This is a genomic window from Sinomonas atrocyanea (genome assembly GCF_001577305.1).
GTDB classification, from domain to species: domain Bacteria; phylum Actinomycetota; class Actinomycetes; order Actinomycetales; family Micrococcaceae; genus Sinomonas; species Sinomonas atrocyanea.
Window position 1 is genome coordinate 2,091,591 of the sequence record NZ_CP014518.1, and the last position, 15,551, is coordinate 2,107,141.

Sequence of the window (15,551 nt, forward strand, 5' to 3'; positions counted from 1 at the left end):
CGTAGATTGGGAGCATGAGCCTTGCCCAGGAGATCAACCGCGTCGTCGCGCCCTTCGAGGTGATCAGCGAGTACCAGCCGGCGGGTGATCAGCCGACCGCGATCGCCGAGATCGCCGAACGCATCCAGAACGGCGAGAAGGACGTGGTGCTCCTCGGCGCCACCGGCACCGGCAAGAGCGCCACGACAGCCTGGGTGATCGAGAAGCTCCAGCGCCCGACCCTCGTGATGGTGCAGAACAAGACCCTCGCGGCGCAGCTCGCCAACGAATTCCGCGAGCTCCTGCCCAACAACGCCGTCGAGTACTTCGTCTCCTACTACGACTACTACCAGCCCGAGGCCTACGTGCCGCAGTCGGACACCTACATCGAGAAGGACTCCTCGATCAACGAGGAGGTCGAGCGGTTGCGCCACTCGGCGACGAACGCGCTGCTCACGCGCCGCGATGTGGTCGTCGTCGCGACCGTCTCGTGCATCTACGGCCTGGGCACGCCCGAGGAGTACGTCGCCGGGATGGTCACCCTGCGGCGCGGGATGGAGATGGACCGGGACGCGCTCCTGCGGCGGTTCGTCGCGATGCAGTACGTGCGCAACGACATGGACTTCCACCGCGGCACGTTCCGCGTGCGGGGCGACACTGTCGAGATCATCCCGATGTACGAGGAGCAGGCGCTGCGGATCGAGTTCTTCGGCGACGAGATCGAGTCGATCCACACCCTCCACCCTCTTACCGGCGAGGTGATCCGCGAGGAGACGGAGATGTATGTCTTCCCCGCGAGCCACTACGTCGCCGGACCCGAGCGGATGGCCAAGGCGATCCAGGGCATCGAGGACGAGCTCGCCGAGCGGCTGCAGCTGCTCGAGTCGCAGAACAAGCTCGTGGAAGCCCAGCGGCTGCGCATGCGCACCACCTACGACCTCGAGATGATGCAGCAGATGGGGTTCTGCAACGGCATCGAGAACTACTCCCGGCACATCGACGGCCGTGGCCCCGGCACCGCGCCGCACTGCCTCCTGGACTACTTCCCCGACGACTTCCTGCTCGTCATCGACGAGTCCCATGTGACCGTTCCGCAGATCGGAGCCATGTACGAGGGAGACATGTCGCGCAAGCGCACTCTGGTCGAGCATGGCTTCCGCCTGCCCTCCGCGATGGACAACCGTCCGCTGAAGTGGGACGAGTTCCTCGAGCGGATCGGCCAGACGATCTACCTTTCCGCCACCCCGGGCAAGTACGAGCTCGGTAAGGCGGACGGCGTGGTGCAGCAGATCATCCGGCCCACCGGCCTCGTGGACCCCGAGGTGGTGGTCAAGCCCACGAAGGGGCAGATCGACGACCTCCTCGGGGAGATCCGCGACAGGGTCGAGCGGGACGAGCGCGTGCTCGTCACGACCCTCACGAAGAGGATGGCCGAGGACCTCACGGAGTACCTGCTCGGCCACGGCGTCAAGGTCCAGTACCTCCATTCCGACGTCGACACGCTCCGGCGCGTCGAGCTCCTGCGGGAGCTGCGGCTCGGCACCTTCGACGTCCTCGTGGGCATCAACCTCCTCCGCGAGGGCCTGGACCTCCCGGAGGTCTCGCTCGTGAGCATCCTGGACGCCGACAAGGAGGGCTTCCTGCGCTCCGCGACGTCCCTCATCCAGACGATCGGCCGCGCGGCCCGCAACGTCTCCGGCCAGGTCCACATGTACGCGGACAGGATCACCGACTCCATGGCGCAGGCCATCGACGAGACGAACCGACGCCGGGAGATCCAGATGGCGTTCAACAAGGAGCGGGGCATCGATCCCCAGCCGCTGCGCAAGCGCATCGCCGACATCACCGATCAGCTCGCCCGGGAGGACCAGGACACCGAGAAGCTGATCAAGCAGTTCGACTACGGCAAGGGCAAGCGCGGGTACTCCGCCGCGAAGGCCGTCGCGACCGGGCAGGAGACCGTCCGCAAGGACGGGGTCGCGGCCGCCCCCGCCGAGGATCTGATCGGGCTCATCGAGCAGCTCACCGAGCAGATGCACGGGGCCGCCGCCGAACTCCAGTTCGAGCTCGCGGCCAGGCTCCGGGACGAGGTGGCGGACCTGAAGAAGGAACTGCGGCAGATGCAGGCCGCCGGCCATGCGTGAGGCACCCCTGCCTGAGGCCGGCGTGCTGGAACCCTCCACGGCGCAGCGCCGCATGCAGCGCAGGACGGTCGGCGTCCTGGCCAGCGCTCAGCTCCTGAGCGGTCTCGGAAACGGGGCCACGCTCGCGATCGGGTCGCTGCTCGCCGTCCAGTACGGCGGCTCCGACGCCTGGGCAGGCTCTGTCACCACCGTGCTCACCCTGACGGCGGCCGTCGCCGCCCTCCCGTTGGCTGGCCTGGCCGCGGCGAAGGGACGTCGGAGGGCGCTCGTCGTGGGGCTCGTCCTCGCCATGGCAGGCTCGCTCGCCGTGGTGCTCTCCACCGTCACCACGTCCCTGGCACTCCTGCTGGCCGGTGGGGCGCTGCTCGGGGTGGGGTCAGCCGTGAACCTCCAGTCGCGCTTCGCAGCGGTGGACCTCGCCGGCGCGGCCCACCGCGGCCGGGACCTCTCGCTCGTCGTGTGGTCCATCACCGTGGGCGCGGTCGCAGGCCCCAACCTCATCCGGCCGGGCGCCGCCCTCGGCAGGGCCCTCCACCTGCCCGAGACCGCCGGGCCGTTCGTCATCTCGGTCACGGGCATGGCACTGGCCGCAGTGATCCTGCTCGTCGGCCTGCGCCCCGATCCGCTGCTCGAAGCCCGCCGCCGCGCCGGGATCCAGGACGCTGCCCACGAACCCGCTGCCGCAGGGCGTGCAGGGGCCCCGTGGGGTGCGGCGTTCAGGGGCGGCGTGCATGCGATCCGCACGTCACCCGACGCCGTCCTCGGCGTCCTGGGCGTCGTGGCGGCGCACGCCGTCATGGTCTCCGTCATGTCGATGACACCGCTTCACCTCCAGCAGGTCACGGTGGGCCCGATGGCAGCCATGGGGCACGAGGGCCACGTGAGCACCGATTCGTTCGCGCTCATCGGCTTCACGATCTCGCTGCACATCGCCGGGATGTATGCGCTCTCGCCGCTCATGGGCTGGCTCTCGGACCGGTATGGGCGCCGTCGCGTGCTCGCCGGGGGCCACGTGGTGCTCGTGCTCGCTGTCGCTGTCGCGGCAGTTGGCGCGCCCAGCCCACCGGCCGTTGCCGTGGGCCTCGTGCTGCTCGGGCTCGGATGGTCGGCGGCGACGATCGCCGGCTCCGCGCTACTGGCGGAGAGCGTCGAGCCCGTGCACCGGGTCCAGGCCCAGGGTGTGAGCGACACCGCCATGGGCCTCGCCGGCGCCGCCGGCGGTGCGCTCTCCGGGGTGGCGATGGCACTCATCGGGTTCGAGGGGCTCGCCCTCGCAGCCGGTGTCCTCAGCGTCGCCGTGCTCGTACTTGCCGTGACGCGGTCCATGGCGGGGCGCCGACGCTTCGATCCGGCCTGACGGACTGGCTGGCTCATAGCCTGACGGACTGGCTCATGCCTTGACGGACCGGCTCGTGGGGACGGACCAGCTCATCGGGCGGGCCAGCTCATCGAGGGGCCTCCGGAGTGGGAACCGGCCAGCGCTCTCTCTGCCTCCTGCAGCTCAGAACCTCCTGCAGCTCAGAACGGGGGCGGTTGCGGAGGCCGGGGTGGTGGCGCCAGGGGCGTGCCGCGCGTGACATGGGTGCGGCCGAGGCGCGAGGTCCACACCGTGGTGCCCGCCGCGGCGTCGTGCTCCGCTCTCCAGTGCCCGAGCGTCTTGATGCGGTGGTGCTCGGGGCAGAGAAGGGCGAGGTTGTCCGAACCCGTGCTGCCGCCGCGTGACCACTCATGGATATGGTCTGCCTCTGTGCGGGGGTGCGGGGCGTCGCACCCGGGGAACGTGCAGCCAGTGTCTCTGAACGCGAGGTAGCGGCGCAGCGCGGCTGGGGGCGTGTAGCGGGTGTGGCCGAGCGCCAAGGGGACGCCGGAGTCCGGGTCGACGACAGCGCCCACCCAGGTGGCCGCGTGGGCCGCCAGCGACCGCGCCGTCTCGGCATCGACGAGCCCGTAGCCCTGGATCTCGGCGGGGGCTTCCGCGAGATTCAGCCCAGCGGCCGTGGAACCGAGCGCGTCGGGGCCGGGTGCGGCGGGACCGGGGGCGGGCAGCACGGTGCCGTACGGGATGGTCACGACGATCTCCGTGCGGACGCCGCCACGTGGCTCGCCCATGCCCCCCGGCCTCTCCGCCGCCGTATCCATGGACGCCCTGCCGCGTCCCGACACCGGCGCCAGGAGGAGGCCCGTGAACGCGTCCACGCGCTTCTGGGCCGTGGTGCGGGGGTCGTCGGCGGCCTGTGCACGGGCGATGGCCTGCAGCCGCGTGTCGATCATGGCGCCGTCGGCGAGCGGAAGATACGCGGTGAGGCAGCACATCCCGTCGTCGCAGGGATCGATCTCGACACGGCGATGGTCGCGTGCCGCACGCGACCGCACAGCGAGGGTGTCGGCGGAGTATTCCTCGGCGAGCCGCCGCAGGGAACGGCGGAGCGCGGGCACCGATGGCCGCACCGCACAGTGGGCCGCAGCCCCGCCCGGCGAGCGCTCCGCCGAGGCGAGGCGGACGGCCCGCCCGATGAACTCCGCGGCCGCTGCTTCGGGCACCGAGCCCGCCGCGCCCAGGACTGTCCGAGCCCGCTCCCGGTCGAGCCGGCCATCCTCGAGCCCGGCCAGCACAGGGGCAGCCATGGGCTCGGTCAGGGCGAGGCACTCGGCGACCAGTGCCCGGGCGGCGCGTGCGGGCAGGGACAGCTCGGCGGCGACCTCGGCCGCGGTGAGCGAAGGGGCCTCAAGCCGTTCCATCGGATCCGCCGATTCGGCGCCCAGCAGCACGGCGATCCGCCGGATGCCCTTGGCCCGGTCGGCGTGCAGCTGGGACTCCATCGCCCGGCACACCGAGAGCCCGCCCACGAGCGAGTCGACCCGGAAGAGCCGCTCGGCCGCCCGACGCGCGGGCTCGCTCAGGGGCTCCGCGTCGGCTGCAGCGGGGTCCCACGCCTCCACCCAGCTCAGCGGAGCGTCCCCGGCCTCCTCCGTGGGGACAGCCCACGGCGCGCCGTCCGCCGACGGCGACCACTCGCCGTCGTGCGCCGAACCGCGGTATTCCCCCATGCACTGATCCCATCACAGGGGTCCGACAGTTCTCGCACCCCCCCGTCAGCCGCCGGGCGCGCGGTCCGGGTCGGCCATCGCCAGGAGGCGCGCGAAGATGCCCTCGCCGTCGTCCGAGATCCCGTCGTGGTGGAAGTCGCCGGTCTCCCAGATGTTGAGCCCCCGCACCCGGCCGGCCGTCTCGAGGGAGAGGCCGCGGTCCACGAAGATGTCGTCGCGGTAGACGGCCGCGGCGACCGGCACCTCGTTCGCCGCGAGGCGGCCCGGATCGTACAGCGGCCCCCAGTCCGCCGTCTCGGCCAGGAGGCGCGCGGTCTCGGCGAGCGGCACGAGCGCGGGGTCCTGCTCGAAGTACCACGGCATGACCATCTCGCCGAGCAGCAGGGGCTCGGCGGCGTCGGGCCGGAACTCGGGGTGCTCGTCCAGGACCCGCCACGCGGCCCAGTCGGTGGCCTCGCCCTGGGCGTAGATGGCCTCGTGGAGCACGGCGTAGAGCTGGTTCGGGGCCCGCGTCACGAGGGTGTGCACCTGGGCCAGGAACCCGTCGGAGAGGTGCGGACCGTCCGTGCCGAGGGTGAAGGCGTCCTCGAGCAGGTAGTGCAGCTGGTCCACACGGGTGTTGCCGCCCAGCAGGCTCCCGACGAGCTGGAAGCGCTCCGGCGTGAGCCGCTCCCCGGACGGGAGGCGCTCGTCCGCCGCGTCCAGATGGGCCATCACCTCGGCCACCCGCGGCCGGTCGTCCGGATACCAGCCGAAGTACTCGGCATTGCGCGCGGCGACCCGTGCGTAGGTGGCGCGGTAGACGCGCTCCGCCGGGCCGTCGAGGGGCGCGAGTCCGCCGGTGATGATCGCGCGCCGGAGGCCCTGCGGGGCGAGGGACAGATAGCTGAGGGCACAGAACCCGCCGAAGCTCTGTCCGAACACGGTCCAGGGCCCGGACCCGAGCTCGCGCCGGATCACCTCGCAGTCGAGGACGATCGAGTCGGCCCTGAAGTGCGCGAGGTACGCGGCCTGCGCGGCCGGGCCTCCACGGCGGGGGAGGGTGGTCCGGTCCGCGGGGGTCGACAGGCCGGTGCCGCGCTGGTCGAGCATGAGGATGCGGAAGTCCTGGGCCGCGGCCTTCATCCAGCCGCTCAGGCTCGTCACCCGGCCGCCGCGGCCGCCGGGACCGCCCTGGAGGAAGACGAGCCAGGGCAGCCGCTCCACGGCGGAGGCGGGGTGGGCGGCGGCGACGTACTCCCGCGCGAACACCTCGATGAGCTCGCCGTCGGGGCGCCCGTGGTCGAGCGGCACCGCGAAGAGGTGCTCCACGGTGCGCATCCCGCGGAACTCGTGCGCTCCGACGATCCGGTGGGCGGACGACGGCGCCGCACCCGTCGTGCGCAACCGGCCGCCCGGCGTCGTGCTCACCCCGCCGACCCTGCCGCCGAGGCTCCGAACTCCGCGAGCGCCCCGCCGGTGAGGCGGAACGTGTCCCATTCCTCCATCGGCACCGCCCCGAGGCTGCGGTAGAAGCCGATCGAGGGCTCATTCCACTTCAGGACCGCCCACTCGACCCGTGCGTAGCCGCGCTCCACGGCGATGCGGGCGAGCTCGGCCAGCAGGGCCTTCCCGTAGCCGCGGCCGCGCGCGGCGGGGCGCACGTAGAGGTCCTCGAGGTAGATCCCGTGGGTGCCCTCCCACGTCGAGTAATTCAGGAACCACAGCGCGAAGCCCATGACCTCGCCGGCGCCGGCGCGGTCCTCCTCGATCACATGGGCGAAGATCGCCGGGTTCTCGCCGAACAGCTGGGCCGTGAGCGCCTCCACGGTGTTCTTCACCGCGTCCGGCTCCTTCTCGTAGACCGCGAGCTCGTGGATGAGGTCGAGGATCACGGGGACGTCGGCAGGCTCGGCGGCCCGGAGCAGTGCGGTGGTGGAAAGGCTCATGCCTTCCAACTTAGCCCCCGAGCCTGCCCACCGCGGTCAGACGGATCACGGCGCTGCCCGCGGCATCGCTCGCGGCGAGGTCGACGTCGGCGGAGAACCCCCAGTCGCGGTTCCCGGCAGGGTCGTCGAAGATCTGCCGCACGTGCCACACGCCCGGCTGCTCGTCGATGACGAGCAGCTGCGGCCCGCGCGCGTCGGGGCCGGTGCCGATGTCCTCGTGCTCCTCGAAGTAGGCATCGAGCGCGTCCTCCCACGCGGCGACCCCGAACCCTTCGTCGCCGTCCAGCGCGGCGAGCGCGTCGGAGTCCTCGTCCGCGAAGAGCTCGACCCGGCGGAACAGCTCGTTGCGGACCATGACCCGGAAGGCCCGCACGTTGGCGGTGAGCGCCGGCGGGGGAGGGGGTGGCGCGTCGTGGGCGTGCAGGTCCTTCCCGCTCGTGAGTTCCTCCCACTCGTCCAGCAGCGAGGAGTCGACCTGGCGCACCAGCTCGCCGAGCCACGCGACGAGGTCCTCGAGGTCCTCGCGCAGGGCGTCCTGCGGGACGGTCTGGCGCAGCGCCTTGAACGCGTCGGTCAGGTAGCGGAGCACGATCCCCTCGCTGCGGGCGAGGCCGTAGAACTGGACGAACTCGCCGAAGTCCATGGCCCGCTCGTACATGTCCCGGACCACGGACTTGGGGGCGAGCTCGAAGTCGCCCACCCAGGGTGCGTGCCGGCGGTACGTCTCGAAGGCGGCCTCGAGCAGTTCCTTGAGGGGCTCGGGGTAGGTGACGGCATCGAGCGCGTTCATCCGCTCGGTGTACTCCATCCCCTCGGCCTTCATGGCGGCGACCGCCTCGGTCTTGGCGCGCTTGAGCTGGGCCGAGAGGATCTGCCGCGGCTTCTCGAGGGTGGCCTCGATCACGGAGACGACGTCGAGGGCGTACGAGGGCGACTCCGGGTCCAGGAGGTCCAGGGCCGCGAGCGCGAAGGGGGAGAGCGGCTGGTTGAGCGCGAAGTTCTCCTGCAGGTCCACGGTCAGGCGCAGGGTGTGCCCGCTCGCGCGCTGCTCGGCGGTGAGCTCGGCGTCGGGAATCCGCTCGACCACGTCGGCGGCCATGAGTTCTCGCAGGATGCCGAGGGCCCGGCGCATGAGGCGCAGCTGGACGGGCCGGGGCTCGTGGTTCTCGGTGAGGAGCCGGTGTGCGGCGGTGAAGGGATTGCCGGGACGCGCCATGAGGTTCAGGAGCATCGCGTGCGTCACGGTGAAGCTCGAGCTCAGCGGCTCGGGGGAGGCCTCGACGAGCTTCTCGAACGTGGGCCGGCCCCAGGACACGAACCCCTCGGGCGGCTTCTTCTTCACGACCTGCCGCAGCTTGCGCGCGTCGTCGCCGAACTTGGCCCGTGCCTTCTCCATGGCCCGGTTGTTCTCCACGACATGCTCGGGTGCCTGCACGACGACGGTCCCCGCGGTGTCGTACCCGGCCCGCCCCGCGCGCCCGGCGATCTGGTGGAACTCCCGGGCGTTGAGGTGGCGGGTGCGCGTCCCGTCGAACTTGCTCAGGGCGGTGAGCAGGACGGTGCGGATGGGCACGTTGATCCCGACGCCGAGGGTGTCCGTGCCGCAGATGACCTTGAGCAGGCCCGCCTGCGCGAGCTGCTCGACGAGGCGGCGGTACTTGGGCAGCATGCCCGCATGGTGCACCCCGATGCCGTGCCGGACGAGGCGGTTGAGGGCCTTGCCGAACCCGGCGGCGAACCGGAACCCGGCGATCAGCTCGGCGATCCGGTCCTTCTCCTCCCGCGTGCACATGTTCACGCTCATGAGCTGCTGTGCCCGCTCGATCGCCTCGAGCTGGCTGAAGTGCACCACGTAGACGGGGACCTGCTTCGTCGCGAGCAGTTCCTCGAGGGTCTCGTGGACGGGCTTCTCCTCGTAGTAGTAGTGCAGCGGGATGGGCCGTTCCGCGTGGGCGACCACCGTCGTCGTCCGCCCCGTGCGCTCGGTGAGCTCGCGCTCGAACCGGCTCACGTCCCCGAGCGTGGCGCTCATGAGGAGGAACTGCGCCTGGGGGAGCTCGAGGAGCGGGACCTGCCACGCCCAGCCGCGCTGCGGGTCGGAGTAGAAGTGGAACTCGTCCATGATCACCGGCCCGAGCTCGGCGGCGTCGCCGAGGCGGAGGGCATGGTTGGCGAGGATCTCGGCGGTGCAGCAGATGATCGGCGCGTCGGGGTTCACCGAGGAGTCGCCCGTGACCATGCCGACGTTCTCGGCGCCGAAGATCTCGCACAGCGCGAAGAACTTCTCCGACACGAGCGCCTTGATCGGGGCGGTGTAGTAGCTGCGCTGGCCCGTCGCGAGGCCGTGGAAGTGCGCCGCGACCGCCACGAGGGACTTGCCCGAGCCGGTCGGCGTCGCCAGGATCACGTTCGAGCCGGAGACGATCTCGAGCACCGCCTCGTCCTGGGCGGGATAGAGGGAGAGTCCGCGGGCCTCGGCCCAGCCGACGAACGCGTCGTAGACCTCGTCCTGCAAGGACCCTCGGGAGTCGGAAGGGGAGGACGGCGCGGGGATCAGGGTGTCGAGTCGCATGGCGCCCCCAGACTATCCGGATTAGCGTGGTCCCATGAGTTCGCCCACGTGGGACCCGGCCCTCTACACCGCGTTCGGGGACCATCGGTCGCGGCCGTTCTACGACCTCACCGGACGCATCGCCGCCGAGGCGCCCCGCCGCGTCGTCGACCTCGGCTGCGGCCCGGGGGAGCTCACCGCCACGCTGGCCGAGCGCTGGCCGGGCGCCCTCGTGGAGGGGCTGGACAGCTCGGAGGAGATGCTCGACGCCGCCCGCTCGCGGTTCGCCGGTCGCGACCGGCTCTCGTTCCGGCACGGTGACATCCTCCATTGGGAGCCGGAGGACGACGTCGACGTGGTCGTCTCGAACGCTGCCCTCCAGTGGGTGCCCGGGCACCAGGGCCTCATGGGCCGCTGGCTCGAGCAGCTCGCCCCCGGGGCGTGGCTGGCGGTCCAGGTGCCGGGCAACTTCTCGGCCCCCTCCCATGCCCTCATGCGCGAGCTCGCCGAGTCCTCCCAGTGGGACCACCGGCTGCGCGGCGTCCTCCGCCACACCGACCCCGTGTCCGAGCCGCGCGCCTACCTCGAGCTCCTGCTCGACGCCGGCTGGGACGCCGATGTCTGGGAGACCACGTACTGCCAGGTCCTCACCGGGGAGGACGCCGTCCTCACCTGGGTGCGCGGAACGGGTCTGCGCCCCGTGCTCGACGCCCTCTCTCCCGCTGAGGCCGCCCAGTTCGAGGAGCAGTACAACCAGCTCCTCTACGACGCATACCCGTCCGCCGAACGGGACGGAGTCCTCACGACCGTCTACCCCTTCCGCCGGATCTTCTGCGTGGGGCGCAAGCCGGAGCGGGCCTAGCCCGCGGCCGGCTCCTCGAGGCCGAGGAGCCGGGCCCCGTTGTGCCACAGGACCTTGCGCATCCACTCGTCGCCGAGGCCGAGCCGCGCGAGCGCGGCGAGCTGGTGGGCGTAGGGGGGTACGGGATGTTCGGGAAGTCCGAGCCGAGGACCACGCGGTCCGCCAACTCCGCGAGGCGGCCAGGGAAGCCGTCCGGCAGGGGCGCGAACCGCTCGGTGAAGTCGGTCGCCGACATGGTGGTGTCGAGGTGCACGTTCGGGTACGCCGCGGCGAGGTCGGCGAACTCCCAGTACTCGGGCATGCCGAGGTGCGCGATCACCAGGGTGAGCCGGGGGTGGAGGTCCAGGAGGGCCCGGACCCGCTGCGGGCCGGTGAACTGCCCGGGGAGCGGCTTGGACCCGGCGTGCATGACCACGGGGACGGCGGCGTCCTCGAGCAGGGCCCACGCCGGCTCGAGCAGCGGATCGTCCGGGCCGAACCCGCCCACCTGCAGGTGGACCTTGAAGAGGCGTGCCCCCGAGGCCAGGGCGTGCCCGACGTAGTCGGCGGCGTCGGGTTCCGGGTACATCGTGCCGCAGTGGACCGCGTCGGGGACCCGCCGGGCGAACTCGGCGCACCAGGCGTTGAGCCAGGCGGCCATGCCCGGCTTGTGGGGATACGTGAGCGCGGGGATCGCCGCGAGGCCGAAGCTGCGCGCGAGCCGCAGCCGTTCCTCCTCGCTGACGCGGTAGGCGATGGGCCACGGCCAGCCGTACCGGTCCTCCGCCGCGTCGAAGTAGGCCCAGACCTTCTCCAGCATGGCCGACGGGAGGAAGTGCACGTGGATGTCCGCGAGCGCCGGGATGCCGAGGCGTTCCAGGTAGGCGGGGATCTCGGCGTCCGAGGCCGGGCCGGCAGTGGTCCGCACGTCGGCTACCAGCCCCGCTCCTTCCACTCGGCGAGGTGCGGGCGCTCTGCCCCGAGCGTGGTGGGCCTGCCGTGCCCGGGGTGGACCTCGGACTCGTCCGGGTAGGCGCCGAAGAGACGCTCGACGACGTCGCCGTAGAGCAGCGCGAAGCGGTCGCGGTCCTTCTGGGTGTTGCCGACGCCCCCGGGGAAGAGGGAGTCGCCGGAGAAGATGAGGGGCGCGGAATCGGGCTCGGACAGCACGTAGGCAATCGATCCGGGCGTGTGCCCGCGCAGGTGGACGGCGGTGAGCTCGAACCCGTCGAAGGTGCCCACGTCGCCGTGGTCGAGGACCATCCCCACGGGCGCCGGGATGCCGGAGACATCCTGCCGGCCCGCGGCGACCGGTGCGCCCGTCTCCTCGACGAGCCCCTCGAGCGCCCGGACGTGGTCCCAGTGCTGGTGCGTCGTCGCGATCAGGGCGAGCTTCGCCGGGGCGTGCGCGTCGGCCGCGCCCTCGGCGAGCAGCGCGCGGATGGCCGGAAGGTCGTCGGCGGCATCGATGAGGACCTGTGCCCCCGAGGACTTGGAGGTGATGAGGTAGACGTTGTTGTCCATGTCGCTCACGGAGATCCGGCGCACCGTGACGCGCCCGAGGTCTTTCACGAGGGTGCTCATGGACGCCACCCTAGGCGGCTTGGTTACGCTGGGCCAATGGCAGTGGGTGATTTCCCGGGGCGCTGGCGCCCGAACGCGGAGCTGGCAGTGCCGCTCTTCGAGCAGCTTCGGCGGCGCATCCTGGAGCTCGTTGAGAGCGGGAGCCTGGAAGTCGGCGCGAAGCTGCCGTCGGTGCGGGCGCTCGCGGAGGAGCTGGGGGTCGCGCCCCACACCGTGGCGCGCGCCTACCGCGAGCTCGAGGAGGCGGGCGTCCTCGCGACGGCCGGGCGCGCCGGCACCACGGTGGCCCCCAGGGACCAGCGCGACTCGGAGCTGGCGGCGGCTGCGGCGGCGTTCGCCGGCGCCGCGGCGGCCCGGGGGTGCTCGCTCGAGGAGGCCGTGGCCCTCGTGACCGCGGCGTACGCCCGGGAGCGTCCGCAGGCCGGGTGAGCCCAAGGTCACATCGAAGACATTTTCGAATTTCGATCCTGTCCACTAGCATAGACAGGTGCAGAGTCTGCCCACACTCAACGAGTCCACGTCCGAGCAGGAGAACGTCCTGGATGGCGAGCGGCCGGGGCCGGCCACGGCCGCAGCCGTGCTCCAGGACACCCTGATGCCGCACGACCAGTCCCGCCTCGTCGTCAAGGGGGCGCGCGAGCACAACCTCCGCAACGTCGACCTGGACCTGCCGCGCGACGCGATGATCGTCTTCACCGGGCTCTCGGGTTCGGGGAAGTCCTCGCTCGCGTTCGACACGATCTTCGCGGAGGGCCAGCGCCGGTACGTCGAGTCCCTCTCGGCCTACGCCCGCCAGTTCCTCGGCCAGGTGGACAAGCCCGATGTCGACTTCATCGAGGGCCTCTCCCCGGCCGTCTCGATCGACCAGAAGTCCACGAGCAAGAACCCGCGCTCGACCGTGGGCACAATCACCGAGATCTACGACTACATGCGCCTCCTCTGGGCGCGCGTGGGCCGCCCGCACTGCCCGATCTGCCATGAGCCGGTGACCCGCCAGACCCCGCAGCAGATCGTCGACCAGCTCCTCGAGATGCCGGAGGGCACCCGCTTCCAGCTGCTCGCCCCGGTGGTACGGGGCCGCAAGGGCGAGTTCGTGGACCTGTTCAAGGAGCTCGCCGCCAAGGGCTACTCCCGGGCCAGGGTCGACGGCTCGCTCGTACAGCTCTCCGAGCCGCCCAAGCTCGGCAAGCAGTTCAAGCACACCATCGAGGTCGTCGTCGACCGGCTCGTGGTGAAGGAGGGGATCCGCCAGCGCCTCGCCGATTCGGTGGAGACGGCGCTCGGCCTCGCCGAGGGGCGGGTCCTCGCGGACTTCGTGGACCTCGACGAGGACGACGACGTGCGGCTGCGGGCGTTCTCGGAGCACCTTGCGTGCCCGAACGAGCACCCCCTCGCGATCGACGAGATCGAGCCGCGGTCCTTCTCCTTCAACAACCCGTTCGGCGCGTGCCCGGCGTGCACCGGCATCGGCACGAAGCTCGAGGTGGACGTCGACCTCGTCGTGCCCGACACCCAGCTGAGCCTCTCCGAGGGCGTCATCGCCCCCTGGTCGCTCGGAACCGCGACCCAGGAGTACTGGACTCGGCTCCTCGCGGGCCTCGCCGACGACCTCGGGTTCTCGATGACCACCCCGTGGCACAGCCTCCCGGAGTACGCCCGGGACGCGGTGCTGTACGGCAAGGACCACAAGGTCGTCGTCCAGTACCGCAACCGGTTCGGCCGCGAGCGCAAGTACAGCACCGGGTTCGAGGGCGCGATCGCCTACATCCAGCGCAAGCACCTCGAGACCGAGTCGGACTCCGCCCGCGACCGGTACGAGGAGTACATGCGGGAGATCCCGTGCCCCGAGTGCGGCGGCGCGCGCCTGAACCCCGCCTCGCTCTCGGTCCTGGTCGGCGGCCGCTCCATCGCGGACGTCAGCAGGCTGCCGCTGCAGGAGGCGAGGACCTTCCTGGCCACGCTCGAGCTCACGCGCCGCGAGGAGCAGATCGCCGCGCAGGTCCTCAAGGAGATCGACGCGCGCCTGCGCTTCCTGCTCGATGTGGGCCTCGAGTACCTCAACCTCGAGCGGGCGGCCGGGACGCTCTCCGGTGGCGAGGCCCAGCGGATCAGGCTCGCGACCCAGATCGGCTCCGGCCTCGTCGGCGTCCTGTACGTCCTGGACGAGCCGAGCATCGGGCTGCACCAGCGCGACAACCGCCGCCTGATCGAGACCCTCACCCGCCTGCGCGACCTCGGCAACACGCTCATCGTCGTCGAGCACGACGAGGACACCATCCATGAGGCCGACTGGATCGTCGACATCGGTCCGGGCGCGGGCGAGCACGGGGGAGAGGTCGTCCACTCGGGCACGCTCGAGGACCTCAAGGCGAACACCGCCTCGCTCACGGGTGACTACCTGTCGGGGCGGCGTTCCATCGAGGTGCCCGCCAAGCGCCGCAAGGTGGACCGCAAGCGCCAGCTCAAGATCGTCGGGGCCCGCGAGCACAACCTGCAGGGCGTCGACGTGACCTTCCCCCTCGGGGTGCTCACCGCCGTGACCGGCGTGAGCGGCTCCGGGAAGTCCACGCTGGTCAACGACATCCTGTACAAGGTGCTCGCGAACCGCCTGAACGGTGCCAAGCAGGTGGCGGGCCGCCACACGCGCATCGAGGGCCTCGAGCACCTCGACAAGGTCATCCACGTCGACCAGAGCCCGATCGGACGCACTCCGCGGTCCAACCCGGCGACCTACACCGGGGTGTTCGACCACATCCGCAAGCTCTTCGCCGAGACGAACGAGGCGAAGGTCCGCGGCTACATGCCCGGCCGCTTCTCGTTCAACGTCAAGGGCGGCCGCTGCGAGGCGTGCAGCGGTGACGGCACGCTCAAGATCGAGATGAACTTCCTCCCGGACGTGTACGTCCCCTGCGAGGTGTGCCACGGGGCTCGCTACAACCGCGAGACCCTCGAGGTGCACTACAAGGGCAAGACGATCGCGGACGTGCTGAGCATGCCGATCGACGAGGCGGCCGAGTTCTTCGCCGCGTTCAGCCCGATCGCCCGGCACCTGAACACCCTCGTCGACGTGGGCCTCGGCTACGTCCGGCTCGGGCAGCCGGCCACCACCCTGTCCGGCGGGGAGGCCCAGCGCGTCAAGCTCGCCGCGGAGCTCCAGAAGCGCTCCAACGGCCGCAGTGCCTACGTCCTGGACGAGCCGACCACCGGCCTGCACTTCGAGGACATCCGCAAGCTGCTCCTCGTCCTGCAGTCCCTGGTCGAGAAGGGCAACACCGTGATCACCATCGAGCACAACCTCGACGTGATCAAGAGCGCGGACTGGATCATCGACCTCGGCCCGAACGGCGGCTCCGGCGGCGGCCGGATCGTGGCTACCGGAACGCCCGAGCAGGTCTCGCGGGCGGAGGGCAGCTACACGGGCATGTTCCTCGCAGAGATCCTCGGCAGCGAAGGGTAGCCCCACCCGCCCGAACATG

The 15,551-nt window shown here is 71.2% G+C and carries 11 protein-coding genes; 5 read left to right on the forward strand and 6 right to left on the reverse strand.

Going from position 1 to position 15,551, the window contains the following annotated elements:
* Nucleotides 1–14 precede the first annotated feature (14 nt).
* Both uvrB and SA2016_RS09640 read left to right on the forward strand, forming a co-directional pair.
* Complete coding sequence (uvrB, locus tag SA2016_RS09635; protein ID WP_066497618.1) at nt 15–2,123, forward strand: excinuclease ABC subunit UvrB; 2,109 nt, start codon at nt 15–17, stop codon at nt 2,121–2,123.
* Nucleotides 2,116–3,480 (forward strand): MFS transporter, encoded by a 1,365-nt coding sequence (locus SA2016_RS09640; RefSeq protein ID WP_066497620.1) that lies wholly within the window; start codon nt 2,116–2,118, stop codon nt 3,478–3,480. Before uvrB ends, SA2016_RS09640 begins: the two co-directional genes overlap by 8 nt.
* A 161-nt stretch (nt 3,481–3,641) precedes the next feature.
* Here the strand turns inward: SA2016_RS09640 and SA2016_RS09645 are convergent, their stop codons facing one another.
* From SA2016_RS09645 to SA2016_RS09660, 4 genes are all read right to left on the reverse strand, one after another.
* Nucleotides 3,642–5,171 (reverse strand): HNH endonuclease signature motif containing protein, encoded by a 1,530-nt coding sequence (locus tag SA2016_RS09645; protein WP_066497621.1) that lies wholly within the window; start codon nt 5,169–5,171, stop codon nt 3,642–3,644.
* Between the two features lie 45 nt (nt 5,172–5,216).
* Nucleotides 5,217–6,491, reverse strand: a complete 1,275-nt coding sequence (locus SA2016_RS09650) for an alpha/beta fold hydrolase (RefSeq protein WP_229710680.1) — start codon at nt 6,489–6,491, stop codon at nt 5,217–5,219.
* 86 nt (nt 6,492–6,577) lie between these two features.
* Nucleotides 6,578–7,099 (reverse strand): GNAT family N-acetyltransferase, encoded by a 522-nt coding sequence (locus tag SA2016_RS09655; protein ID WP_066497622.1) that lies wholly within the window; start codon nt 7,097–7,099, stop codon nt 6,578–6,580.
* A gap of 10 nt (nt 7,100–7,109) precedes the next feature.
* Entirely contained in the window at nt 7,110–9,671 is a 2,562-nt protein-coding gene (locus SA2016_RS09660) for a DEAD/DEAH box helicase (RefSeq protein ID WP_066497623.1), read from the reverse strand.
* A gap of 34 nt (nt 9,672–9,705) precedes the next feature.
* On the opposite strand from SA2016_RS09660, the gene SA2016_RS09665 reads away from it, so the two are divergent.
* Complete coding sequence (locus SA2016_RS09665) at nt 9,706–10,512, forward strand: trans-aconitate 2-methyltransferase (protein ID WP_066497624.1); 807 nt, start codon at nt 9,706–9,708, stop codon at nt 10,510–10,512.
* Here the strand turns inward: SA2016_RS09665 and SA2016_RS09670 are convergent.
* On the reverse strand, nt 10,451–11,419 hold the full coding sequence (locus tag SA2016_RS09670; RefSeq protein ID WP_306505430.1) for an amidohydrolase family protein: 969 nt from the start codon (nt 11,417–11,419) through the stop codon (nt 10,451–10,453). The genes SA2016_RS09665 and SA2016_RS09670 overlap by 62 nt on opposite strands.
* Before the next feature lie 5 nt (nt 11,420–11,424).
* Complete coding sequence (locus SA2016_RS09675; RefSeq protein WP_066497625.1) at nt 11,425–12,075, reverse strand: MBL fold metallo-hydrolase; 651 nt, start codon at nt 12,073–12,075, stop codon at nt 11,425–11,427.
* 36 nt (nt 12,076–12,111) lie between these two features.
* On the opposite strand from SA2016_RS09675, the gene SA2016_RS09680 reads away from it, so the two are divergent.
* Together SA2016_RS09680 and uvrA are read left to right on the forward strand one after the other, a co-directional pair.
* Nucleotides 12,112–12,504 carry a GntR family transcriptional regulator gene (locus tag SA2016_RS09680; protein WP_066497626.1) on the forward strand — a complete coding sequence of 131 codons (393 nt, stop codon included), beginning with the start codon at nt 12,112–12,114 and terminating at the stop codon, nt 12,502–12,504.
* A gap of 166 nt (nt 12,505–12,670) precedes the next feature.
* Nucleotides 12,671–15,532 (forward strand): excinuclease ABC subunit UvrA, encoded by a 2,862-nt coding sequence (gene uvrA / locus SA2016_RS09685; RefSeq protein WP_084249753.1) that lies wholly within the window; start codon nt 12,671–12,673, stop codon nt 15,530–15,532.
* Nucleotides 15,533–15,551: the final 19 nt, after the last annotated feature.